General features: G+C 31.4%; 10 protein-coding genes. 5 read left to right on the top strand and 5 right to left on the bottom strand.

The window, feature by feature from the left end:
- Nucleotides 1-170: 170 nt before the first annotated feature.
- The gene (locus N5D03_RS12050) at nucleotides 171-2,120 is read left to right on the top strand and encodes a KUP/HAK/KT family potassium transporter (protein WP_280051801.1); all 1,950 of its coding nucleotides are present in this window, start codon (nucleotides 171-173) and stop codon (nucleotides 2,118-2,120) included.
- Nucleotides 2,121-2,249: 129 nt separating this feature from the next.
- Complete coding sequence (locus tag N5D03_RS12045) at nucleotides 2,250-2,576, top strand: YegP family protein (RefSeq protein WP_125350254.1); 327 nt, start codon at nucleotides 2,250-2,252, stop codon at nucleotides 2,574-2,576.
- Nucleotides 2,577-2,685: 109 nt separating this feature from the next.
- Here N5D03_RS12045 and N5D03_RS12040 read toward each other — a convergent pair whose 3' ends face one another.
- Nucleotides 2,686-3,150, bottom strand: coding sequence for a DNA starvation/stationary phase protection protein (locus N5D03_RS12040; RefSeq protein WP_114999161.1), 465 nt, complete (start codon nucleotides 3,148-3,150; stop codon nucleotides 2,686-2,688).
- Between the two features lie 252 nt (nucleotides 3,151-3,402).
- Here N5D03_RS12040 and N5D03_RS12035 point away from each other — a divergent pair, with 252 nt between their 5' ends.
- Nucleotides 3,403-3,939, top strand: coding sequence for a hypothetical protein (locus N5D03_RS12035; RefSeq protein WP_280037607.1), 537 nt, complete (start codon nucleotides 3,403-3,405; stop codon nucleotides 3,937-3,939).
- Nucleotides 3,940-3,987: 48 nt separating this feature from the next.
- On the opposite strand, the gene uvrA is transcribed toward N5D03_RS12035, so the two are convergent.
- Together uvrA and N5D03_RS12025 are read right to left on the bottom strand one after the other, a co-directional pair.
- Nucleotides 3,988-6,813, bottom strand: coding sequence for an excinuclease ABC subunit UvrA (gene uvrA, locus N5D03_RS12030; protein WP_280051800.1), 2,826 nt, complete (start codon nucleotides 6,811-6,813; stop codon nucleotides 3,988-3,990).
- 86 nt (nucleotides 6,814-6,899) lie between these two features.
- Entirely contained in the window at nucleotides 6,900-7,937 is a 1,038-nt protein-coding gene (locus N5D03_RS12025; RefSeq protein ID WP_219034942.1) for a GyrI-like domain-containing protein, read from the bottom strand.
- Between the two features lie 104 nt (nucleotides 7,938-8,041).
- Here N5D03_RS12025 and N5D03_RS12020 point away from each other — a divergent pair, with 104 nt between their 5' ends.
- Together N5D03_RS12020 and gdhA are read left to right on the top strand one after the other, a co-directional pair.
- The gene (locus tag N5D03_RS12020) at nucleotides 8,042-8,632 is read left to right on the top strand and encodes a DUF937 domain-containing protein (RefSeq protein WP_280051798.1); all 591 of its coding nucleotides are present in this window, start codon (nucleotides 8,042-8,044) and stop codon (nucleotides 8,630-8,632) included.
- A gap of 199 nt (nucleotides 8,633-8,831) precedes the next feature.
- A complete protein-coding gene (gdhA, locus tag N5D03_RS12015) occupies nucleotides 8,832-10,181 on the top strand; it encodes an NADP-specific glutamate dehydrogenase (protein ID WP_221854634.1) in 1,350 nt (449 codons plus the stop codon).
- An 89-nt stretch (nucleotides 10,182-10,270) separates the two neighbouring features.
- Here the strand turns inward: gdhA and N5D03_RS12010 are convergent, their stop codons facing one another.
- Together N5D03_RS12010 and N5D03_RS12005 are read right to left on the bottom strand one after the other, a co-directional pair.
- A complete protein-coding gene (locus N5D03_RS12010; RefSeq protein ID WP_125350247.1) occupies nucleotides 10,271-10,948 on the bottom strand; it encodes a response regulator transcription factor in 678 nt (225 codons plus the stop codon).
- On the bottom strand, nucleotides 10,938-12,260 hold the full coding sequence (locus N5D03_RS12005; RefSeq protein WP_125350246.1) for a HAMP domain-containing sensor histidine kinase: 1,323 nt from the start codon (nucleotides 12,258-12,260) through the stop codon (nucleotides 10,938-10,940). Before N5D03_RS12005 ends, N5D03_RS12010 begins: the two co-directional genes overlap by 11 nt.
- Nucleotides 12,261-12,295: the final 35 nt, after the last annotated feature.

The following is a 12,295-nucleotide window of genomic DNA, read 5'->3' as shown; positions in this document are numbered from 1 at the left end:
TAATAATACTTAAATTTATTCCATTAATAAAAAACCGACTGTAGTAGTGTAAAAATACGCTATAATTAGTATCGAAAATAAGTATAATGTTGGTTTTATATTATAAATAAATAAGATTGTTTAATCTCTTTTCAACGGCATACATTCGTAGAAATTTTAAAATACTGCTTATGGAATCAAACCATACGATGAACAAAGTAACAGCGGCAACGCTCTTAATCGCATTTGGAATCATTTACGGTGATATTGGAACAAGTCCTTTATATGTAATGAAAGCGATAATTGGCGAGACTCGCGTGATTGAAGAGAGCATTGTCTACGGAGGCGTATCATGTGTTTTTTGGACTTTGTGTTTTCAGACTTCTATCAAATATGTATGGTTGACACTAAAAGCGGATAATGATGGCGAAGGAGGAATTTTTTCTTTGTATTCATTAATCAAGAAAAAAGGTAAAAACCTAATTATTCCAACCATCATTGGAGCTTCTGCTTTGCTCGCCGATGGAATTATCACCCCCCCCGTTTCCGTCTCTTCTGCTGTTGAAGGACTACGAATGCTAAACGGACTCGAAAATCTACCTACTATACCTATTGTCATCTTTATCCTTTCGATGTTATTTTTCTTCCAACGATTTGGAACAAATAAAGTAGGAAAAATATTTGGACCATTTATGGTTTTATGGTTTACAATGCTTCTAGGCTTAGGAGTTTTACATATCGTACATCATCCAAGTATCATCAAAGCATTAAACCCTTATTACGCGTATAACTTATTGATGAATTATCCTCACGGATTCTGGATTCTTGGCGCTGTATTCTTATGTACAACAGGTGCTGAGGCATTATACTCCGATTTAGGACATTGTGGACGAAAAAATATTAGAATTAGTTGGTTGTACGTTAAAATCTGTTTAGTAACAAACTATTTAGGACAAGCAGCTTGGTTAATGCATCAAGACAATCCTATGTTAGATGGTAGAAATCCTTTCTACGAAATGATGCCAGATTGGTTCTTGATCCCTGGAATTTGTATTGCCACAGGTGCAGCTATTATTGCGTCTCAAGCTTTGATTACAGGATCTTTTACCTTAATCAACGAAGCGATCAACTTAGGTTTCTGGCCAAGAACATTAATTATTCAACCAAACGAGCACAAAAGCCAAGTTTACATTCCTACAATCAATTTTATGTTATGGGCTGGCTGTGTCTTTATTGTTTTATATTTCCGAGATTCGTCCCATATGGAAGCCGCCTACGGACTTGCTATTACAGTTACCATGTTGATGACGACCTTCTTGTTATCCTATTATCTTAATTATTATACAAAGTTCAACAAAGTATTTATTGTGGCAATTTTGTCGATTTTCGTAGCAATAGAATCTTCATTTTTCGTAGCAAATGTTGTCAAATTTGTTGATGGTGGATATTTAGCTTTATTAATGGGATGGCTGTTCTTCATAATAATGTATTGTAGTTTTTACGGAAAAATCCTTAATTCTAGAAACTTAGAATTCGTTAAAATTAAACGTTACGCGAATGTGTTAACTGAATTAAGTGAAGATAAAACAATCAATAAATATTCGACTTTCTTGTTTTACTTAACGAAATCTACCAATCCGAAAAATATCGAGAAATACAGTATTCAATCTATTTTATCAAAACGACCAAAACGTGCAGATGTCTATTGGTTTGTAAACATTAACCGAGATAGTGAGCCGTACACGTTGAGCTATAAAATATTGCCAATTGTCGATCAAAAAATATATCGAATTACATTTAATGTAGGATTTAGAGTTCAACCAAAAACAGAACAATATATCAAAAAAGTAATCAACGATATGTATGCAAATGGAGAATTAGAGTTAAAATACCTGAGTACCTGTTTGAAAAAATACAATCAAGATCCTGACATGAAATTTGTTTTGATTGAGAAATTTCCTTCAATTGAAACCAAATTAAGTATGAAAGAATTTTTCACACTAAAAGTTTATTATTTATTAAAGAAAATAGAATTCAACATTCCGAAATCTTTTGGTCTAGAAAAGAACGACGTTGTTATAGAACACATTCCTCTTTATATGCACAAACATAATATTGACGATTTAAAAAGAATTCAATAAAAGAATAGAAATCCTGAAATAATTTTTCAGGATTTTTTTTTGTCAATATTTTATAGATTGATAATTATCAAATAATTTTTATAAATTTATAACAATCAACAAGATAAAATATTTATAAAAAATTAAATTATGTTCGAAATTTATCAAGACAAAGCAGGAGAATATCGTTTTCGTTTGAAAGCTAAAAATGGACAAAATATTTTGGCAAGCGAAGGTTATAAACAAAAAGCAAGCTGCGAAAACGGAATTGAATCTGTTCGCAAAAATTCGCAAGATGATTCTAAATACGAATTAAAAGAAGGTGCTTCTGGTAAATGGCATTTCAATTTAAAGGCAACAAATGGACAAGTAATTGGGACAAGCCAATCGTACGAAACTGAATCTGGCGCTAAAAATGGAATTGCTTCTGTCAAAACAAATGCTGCTGATGCAGAAATAAAAGAAGTAGGAGGTTAATTACAAACCGTCATAAAAAGCTGAAGCCTTGGATAAATCCAAGGCTCAACCTAATTAACACTAATATGAATTAACACTAAAAACTTATGAAGTAAAATAATGTTCAACTTTATTTTAGATGCGATCTAAGCATCCAAGCAGTTTTTTGATGTTGTTCTAATAAACCAACTAAGAAATCCGAAGTTGATATATCATGAAACTCATCAATTTCTACTACAGCCTGCGCCAAAAAGTCAATAATAACTTCGTGATCGTGTAGTAAATCAGCAATAAAACTTAAACTATCTTTGTTTTCTGTTTTTCTTGTTTCTGATAAATGAGCTAACTGCAAATACTCTGCCATAGTTGCTGGTGCATAAACATCTTTTTGACGAATTTTTTCTGCAACATCATCTATAACAATTTGTAACTCGTTATATAACGATTCAAAATACACATGTATTGTCTGAAAATCAGGACCTTCTACATTCCAATGTGCATTTCTTGTTTTTAAGTATAAAATATGTTCATCAGCTAATAATTTAATTAAAATATCAGCGATTTTTTGTTTTTTTTCTGGCGATAATAATTTCATATGATTAAATTTTATATTGTCTATTTGATTAACTTTACTAATGCAAATATAGAACCAGAAAACGAATGAATTATAGATTTATCAAATCTTATTTCTATTCTTTTATAATTAAAAACTATGAACGACTCGAATTAACTTAAAATAAATAATAATGTTTACTTAAAAACAGAATTACTATTTTTGATAAGGCAAATTTATAGTGGTTTTTTCAATTAGAGCCATTTTTAAAAGTTAAAAATTAATTAAATTTCTATGAAAAAGTTTCTTTTATTTATCATTTCTTTAACCCTAAGCAATACTGCTTTTTCTCAAATTAATCAAAATCAAACGCTTAATAATAATTGGCGTTTTGGAGGTGGTTTGGGACTATCTTTTGGGAATAACAGTTATTTTGGGTTTAATATTTCTCCAAGTGTTGGATATATGGTTGCAAACAATTTAGAATTGGGTGCGACAGCAGGTTATCAGTATGCGAAAGATGACTATGTAAAGCAAAATTTGTTTAATGTTGGTCCTTACATTAACTTTTTTCCAATCGAAAACATTTTCTTGAGAGCCAATTATATGTACTACACAGGAAAACAAAAGTACAACGATCGTACGCCATATTACAACAGTATTTATGAAACTGACATGGACGAATCTGCGTTATGGTTGGGAGCTGGATATCAATCGAGTGGACCAGTAAGATTTCAAGCTGGTGTGATGTACAATGTTTTATATAAAGAAAACGAAAGTATATTTTCTTCAGGATTACAACCTTTTATGGGTGTTTCAATCGGATTATAAGTCATAAAAAAAAGTCCATCTAACAATTGTTAGATGGACTTTTTTTATTTATTTCAATTCGTCTTTTAAGAATTTTCCTGTTACACTTTTCGGATTCTTAATGATTTCTTCTGGCGTTCCTTCTGCCACAATTTTTCCACCTTTACTCCCTCCGTCTGGACCAATATCAATCACATAATCAGCTAATTTTATCACATCCAAATTATGTTCGATAATGATAACAGTATTTCCAAATTCTACAATTTTATTGATTACTTTCATCAACACATTTACATCTTCAAAATGCAAACCTGTTGTGGGTTCATCTAAAATATAAATTGTTTTTCCTGTTTGTTTTTTGGCTAATTCTGTTGCTAATTTCACACGTTGCGCTTCTCCTCCACTCAATGTTGTCGACTGCTGCCCAAGCGTAATGTAACCCAAACCTACATCTTGCAACATTTTTACATAACGAAATATTTTCGGAATTGCTTCAAAGAATTCTACCGCTTCATTTACCGTCATTTCTAACACATCTGAAATTGATTTTCCTTTGTAGCGAACCTCCAACGTTTCGCGGTTAAATCGTTTTCCATTACATGTTTCACATTCGACATGAATATCGGGTAAAAAATTCATTTCAATCACACGCAAACCTGCTCCTTGACAAGTTTCGCAACGTCCACCTTTTACATTAAACGAAAAACGTCCAGGTTTATAACCTCTAATTTTCGCTTCAGGTAAATTTGTAAACAACGTACGAATATCAGAGAAAATTCCCGTATAAGTTGCAGGATTAGAACGAGGAGTACGACCAATTGGCGATTGATCCACTTCGATTACTTTATCCAAATGTTCTAAACCTTCGATTTTTTTGTAAGGCATCGGATCTTTTTCTGCTCGAAAGAAATGTTGATTCAGAATTCTGTACAACGTTTCATTAATCAACGTTGATTTTCCAGAACCTGAAACACCCGAAACTACAACCAACTCTCCTAAAGGAATGGTAAGATTTACATTTTTCAGGTTGTTTCCAGATGCTCCAAAAAGTTTCAATTCTAATCCATTACCTTTTCTTCGTTCTTTTGGAACTTCGATTTGTAACTGATTGTTTAAGTATTTTGATGTTAATGTATTTGATTTTAACATTTGTTCTGGTTCACCTTCCCAAACAATTTGACCACCATTTTTTCCTGCTTTTGGTCCAACATCAACCACATAATCTGATTCCAAAATCATGTCTTTATCATGTTCTACAACCAAAACTGAATTTCCGATATCGCGTAATTTCTTTAACGAATCTATCAATCTGACATTATCGCGTTGATGCAAACCAATACTTGGCTCATCTAAAATATACAACACATTCACCAATTGAGAACCAATTTGCGTTGCCAAACGAATTCGCTGTGCCTCGCCTCCAGAAAGTGTTCTAGAAGAACGATTAAGGCTCAAATAATCCAATCCTACATCCAATAAAAAGGATAAACGCGTATAAATTTCTTTCAGGATCTCGTGCGCAATTTGTTGTTGATTCGACGTCATCGAAACTGGTGCATTTTCAATCCATTTTTGTAACGATTGAAGATCCATTTCCGCAACTTCACCAATATTTTTTTCATCGATACGAAAGAAAAGTGATTCTTTTTTAAGACGTTTCCCTTCGCAACTTGGACAAATAACTTTCTTTCCAAACTTTTTGCTAATCGAACTTGAAGACGGATTATTTTTATCTTCCATAATTTCAGAAAGAAATTCATTCAATCCCTCAAAATCGATTTTATATGTTTTTTTAACTGATGCAAACTTAAGATCAACATTCAATGTTTCTTTCAAACCATTCATTACATCATCAATCAAAGCTTGAGGAAGTTTCTTGAATGCTACTTTCTGGTCTATATTATGTTTGACAAAAATCGCTTCCAATTGTTTTTCTATTCGAGAAGATGATTTTAACGTCTCAAATAATTCTTCCAAATTATCAAACAACGATTTATCTTTATCTTGAAATAATTTTTCGTGATTTACCACTTTCAACTCACCTAAACCTGTACACGTCGGACAAGCACCTTTTGGTGAATTGAACGAAAATGTATTAGGTTCTGGCAACGCATATGACATTCCTGTCGACGGACACATCAACGAACGAGAAAAGAATTTCGTTTCATTGGTTTCGTAATCCAAAATCATCGTAATCCCATTACCTTGTTGCATTGCATGATCGATACTTGAACGCAAACGTTGATCATTCACCTTATCATTCAACAACATTTTATCCACCATCAATTCGATATCATGCGTTTTGTAACGATCTAACATCATTCCAGGCGTAATATCTTGCAACTTGCCATCAATGCGCATTTCAAGAAAACCTTTTTTAGAATATGTTACAAAAACTTCTCGATAATGACCTTTTCTTGAACGTACAATTGGCGCTAAAATCGCAATTTTCTTCTCGCTGTATTGTGTTCGAATCAACTCAATAATTTGCTCTTCTGTGTAAGCAACCATTTGTTCGTTTGTTTCGACTGAAAAAGCCGTAGATGCACGCGCATACAACAAACGAAGAAAATCATAAATTTCTGTAATTGTACCAACAGTGGAACGCGGATTTTTATTGGTCGTTTTTTGCTCAATTGCAATAACAGGCGACAAACCATCAATTTTATCAACATCTGGACGTTCTAAACCTCCCAAAAATTGACGTGCATAAGCCGAAAAAGTTTCGATATAACGACGTTGTCCTTCTGCATAAATCGTATCAAAAGCCAACGAAGATTTTCCACTTCCACTCAAACCCGTGATTACCACAAGTTCGTTTCGAGGAATCTTTACATCAATATTTTTTAGATTATGTTCACGTGCACCGTAAACTTCAATAAAATCTTTGTCCATGTTCGTTTGTAAGAAGTTGCAAAAATACAAAAAAAGCCACATTACTGTGGCTAAGTGTACTTTAAAAATTGTTAATTCTTAAGTATTTATTGTTTTTTAATTGGAATATAAATTCGAGAAATTAGTTTTAAACTATCAGTTTCCTTCGGATCGTTTAACATAATCTCTAATTGTTTTGTATCCAATTGTAGTTTTTTAGATTTTGCATAATTCTTCATTTTTTCGATTGTTTGCGCACGCTTAGAACGAGGTCCTAAATGCAATGTTAACAAATAATCTCCACCAGGAACAACCACTTTTTTCATCTCTTTTTGTAAAGGCAAATCTTCTATTAATTGTATTCCAGCAAAAAATGTTGTCTTATCTTTTTCTTTATCAAAATCAGTAAAATAGACATATGGGAAACCTAAATCGAAATCAAAACCACCTTCATCTTTATTCATTAACGATTTATAAATCACCTCAAAAGCACCATCTACTTTATCCATTATATCTTTTTCCGCTAAACTTGATTGTTTACGAATCGCTAATAAATTTGTTCGACCTAATTCTACAATTCGATATTCACCATAATTCAATCGTCCTTCTTTTTGATCCTTATCTAATCTAACTTTCACTTTTTGATTTAGGTTATCCAAAGATTTTTCAAATTTAGATTCAGGATTTTTGAAAAAAGCAAAATAGCGGTAGAAATAAGGAATTTCTTGACTTAAATAATTCAATTTTGCAGTTGTTTTCCCATTTTCTTGTTGTTCAAATTTGACATTCAAACTATCTAATTTTTCCCAACCATCATATTTTATCGTATAATTAACGAAACGATTAATCGAAAAATTTTCAATCGTTACTTTTCCTGAAGCAATTGAAGCATCTTCTGAATCCCATATCATATAATTTTCGTCCTCTTCTTTTGTATTCGAAAATTTCTTGATTGTCAAAGAATCCGAAGCTGTAAATTGTTGCCATTTCGAGAATTGACGAAGATTATAAAATTCGTCGTACACCAAACCAACAGGTGCATCAAATTCATATTGCATTTCTTCGTCGAAACGATTCGGTAAAACGATTGGTAATAAAGCCAAAACCGCAATAATGATTACTAAAAAAAGATTTATTTGTTTCATTTACAAAATTGATTGTACAAAAATAGAAATACTTTGTAGGACTCTTAATATTAATCTGAATTAATCTGTTAAAAATAGTATATTTGAGTAAATAATATAAACTTATGGACTTTACAAATTTAATTCAAGGTGCAATGGGACAACAAATTGTTGCTTCTGCTGCAAAACAATTAGGGATTAATGAATCTCAAGCTCAAACTGCTGTTGCAGCAGCTGTACCTTTTTTATTGTCTGCTTTAAATAAAAATGCACAAGGCGGAGGTGCTGAAGGAATTTCGAATGCTTTGAATCAACATGACGGGAGTATTTTGGATAATCTTTCTGGATTTTTAGGTCAAGGAGGAAACCAACAAGATGGATTAGGAATTTTAGGTCACGTTTTAGGAAATAAACAACAAAATGTAGAATCTGCAATTTCTCAACAATCTGGATTGAATACAGCACAAGTTACTCAAATTTTAGCGTTAGTTGCGCCAATTGTAATGGGCTACTTGGGTAAACAAAAACAATCTGCTGGATTAGATTCAAATGGGATTGCTGGTTTATTAGGCGGTTTAGTTGGTGGTTCTACAACTCAAACAAACCAAAGCGGAGTAAATTTAGGAGGTTTCGAAAAATTGTTAGATCAGGATGGTGATGGACAATTAGGAATTGGAGATGCCATGAGTTTATTGGGTGGATTTTTCAAAAAATAAGTCTTGTCTTAAACTGAATAAAAATACAAAATTTATTAAGCAGGAAATTTTCCTGCTTTTTTTGTTTCAAAAATTATCAACCTATATATTCTAAGTATTCGAAATTATCAAATTCATAAATATTAAAAGTTTGATTTAAAAAATATATTATTTTATTTGTTATTTATTATAATTTTATCAACAATAAAACACAAATAGCATGGATACTTTATTTTACTCAGAAAAATTCATTCAAAGAATTAAATCAAAAAACCCTAACGAAAAAGAATTTTTACAAGCAGTTGAAGAAGTTTCCGAAACCATTTTACCATTTGTAGAAGAAAACCCTAAATACAAAAAGTTCAAAATTCTTGAAAGAATTGCAGAACCAGAACGTATTATTCAATTTAGAGTAACTTGGGTTGATGATAAAGGCGAAATCCAAATCAACAAAGGTTATCGTGTACAAATGAATTCTGCGATTGGTCCTTATAAAGGTGGTTTGCGCTTTCATCCATCTGTTAATCTTTCTATTCTTAAATTCTTAGCTTTTGAACAAGTTTTCAAAAACAGCTTGACAACTTTACCTATGGGTGGCGGAAAAGGTGGTTCTGATTTTGATCCAAAAGGAAAATCGGACATGGAAATTATGCGCTTCTGCCAATCTTTTATGAGCGAATTATCTCGTCATATTGGTGCAGATGTCGATGTTCCTGCTGGTGATATTGGCGTTGGAGGACGAGAAATTGGTTATTTATTTGGTCAATACAAACGAATGCGAAACGAATTTACAGGTGTTTTAACTGGAAAAGGATTAGAATATGGTGGCTCTTTGATTCGCCCAGAAGCTACTGGTTATGGTTTATTATATTTTGTAGAATGTATGTTAGCCGAAAAAAAAGAAACCTTAAAAGGAAAAACAGTTTCTATTTCTGGTTCTGGAAATGTTGCACAATATGCTGCTGAAAAGTCTCTGGAATTAGGCGCAAAAGTGGTTACACTTTCTGATTCTTCTGGATATATTTATGATGAAGACGGTTTTGATACAGAAAAACTAAATGTCATTTTCAAAATTAAGAATGATGATTACGATAGAATTTCAAAGTATGTTGATTATTATCCAAACGCTAAATTTTTCTCCGACCAAAATCCTTGGAAAGTTCCTTGTGATATAGCTTTGCCATGTGCAACACAAAACGAATTGGATTTACAAGATGCGCAAACTTTACATCTCAATGGTTGCAAATTGGTTGCCGAAGGTGCTAATATGCCAACAACTCCCGAAGCGGTTCATTATTTTTTGGATCATCAAATTTTATACGGTCCTGGAAAAGCTGCGAATGCTGGTGGTGTTGCAACTTCTGGATTGGAAATGTCTCAAAATTCGATCCGTCAAAATTGGAACAGAGAAAAAGTAGATTATCGATTAAAAGAAATTATGATAAAAATTCATCACCAATGTAAAAAATATGGAAAAGGTGAATTTCAAGAAAATATAAATTATTACAAAGGCGCTAATATAGCTGGTTTCGTAAAAGTTGCCGATGCTATGATTGCTCAAGGAATATAAAAATCCATTTATAAAATTCGGTTCCCTTTACTGAATTTAGAATTCAATTGTTTGTTATTAAAGCTGGACTTCTGTTCAGCTTTATTTTTTTAGAGTGGAAAATTAATTTTAAAACCAATACCTCGAACAGATTCAAATTTTATCATTTCGTCGTTCTGAAAATATTTGCGCAAACGTGTCATAAAAACATCCAAACTTCTACCCATAAAATAATCGTTTTCACCCCAAATTTTTTCTAAAATCTCTTTACGACTCACTAATTTTTGATTATTCTGAATCAAGAAACTCAACAATTCTGCTTCTTTTTCTGTTAACTGAAATTTTTCTTCTTGATAAGATAATTGCAATTGATTTGGAAGAAAAACATAAGCTCCAATTTTAATCAATTCTTCTAAAACAGGTTGATTTCGCTTCAAAATATTTTTTATTCGCAAGACCAATTCTTCAGGATCGCAAGGTTTTGTGATATAATCATCTGCACCTAATTTCAAACCTAAAACACGATCAAAACTTTGCGCCTTAGCAGTCAAAAATAAATATGGAATTGTAATGGTTTCGGCTAATTTTTTCGCCAAAGAAAAACCATCAATTTCGGGTAACATGACATCAAAAATGATTAATTGAGCTGATTCCAACGATTCTATTTCCTTCAATAGTTTTTGTGGATGATCAAACCAAGTCACTTCAAAATCAGAAAATTCTAGATATTGTTTGAGAACAGTTCCCAAATCTTGATCATCTTCTACTAAAATTAATTTAGTTTTCATTCGGCAAAATGATTAAAAATTGAACACCTTTGTCTTTATTATTCTGAACGTTAATTGTTCCTAAATATCGTTCGATTGTATTCTTGACCAAAAATAATCCAACACCCAAACCGCTTACATTTTGGTTAATAGAACGATTCACACGATAATATTTATCAAAAATAAGAGGCAAATCATTGGTTGGAATTCCAATTCCATTATCCGAAAAATTCAATGTTATTTTTTTTTGAAATTTAAAATCTAATACAATTTCAGTAGCTCCATATTTGACTGAATTTTCAATTAAATTCTGAGCAATTTGTTTAAAATCGTTTGTTTTCAGTACATTATTTTTCTCGAAAATACTTTGATTAATAAGTTTAATTTCTGGATATTGAAGTTGAATCTTTTGGATAATTTCATTCAAAATAACCTCATCTAACAATTCAGAATTTTCGTCATTTTTTACAAAAATAGAATCAACAGTTTGCTCCAAACGATTAATTTGTCTGTTCATCATTTGTTGCGTTTCTGGATGTTGAACTTGATGCAAAGCAAATTTCATCGTCGTAATTGGCGTATTCAATTCATGCGCAATAGAGTCTATTGTCAAATGTAATTGATTGATTTTTTCTTCTTGTTTCGATAAATTTTTAAGACTTTTCCAATACAAAAAGACAATTAATCCAACAATCAACAAACTCACAATGATTAAAGGAATAATTTTCTTGAGAATTAAAAATTTCAAATTCAGTAATTCAAAATCTGTCTTTCCTCTAATTTTATATTTATGACGTTCATTTTTATTAATTCCTAAATCAGAATCTGTTTGATTACTAATATCATCCGATGACCAAACACTTTGATTAATATTAGTTGGTTTCGCAATTTTATTTGTCGTTTCGTAAATCACATACTTTTTCTTTGGCAATAGTTCTTTATGATTCAATTCATCATAAACCGAATAAACATCTGTACGAAGTGCTATTTCAAAATTATTTTCCTTAGAATAAACGTCTAATAGAGAATCTACAATTGGCGTATAAATCTCATAATTATAATCTACTTTCGTTCGAATTATTTGTAATTCATCAAACTGTTTTTTTTCATCATGATTCAGTTTTTTGAAATAATCTAAAATCTTATCATCATTAGAATCTGTTTCATATTTTGACATAAAATTCATCACTTTAACTCCAATTTCACACGCCTCTTTATTCATATCTTTCTCAATCAATCGATACAAATTGTAGATATAATACCCTTGCAATGCAACCAAAACGATCAATGCAAAAGAGAAAATAAATGTATAATGTTTTTTAGATAATTTCATAAGCTTTCCATCAATTCAAAAATACATTGTTTTCG

The organism is Empedobacter sp. GD03861, from assembly GCF_029840885.1.
Taxonomy (GTDB): domain Bacteria; phylum Bacteroidota; class Bacteroidia; order Flavobacteriales; family Weeksellaceae; genus Empedobacter; species Empedobacter falsenii_B.
The sequence above is the reverse complement of the archived record's forward strand: the minus strand, read 5'-3'. Positions and strand labels throughout refer to the sequence as shown.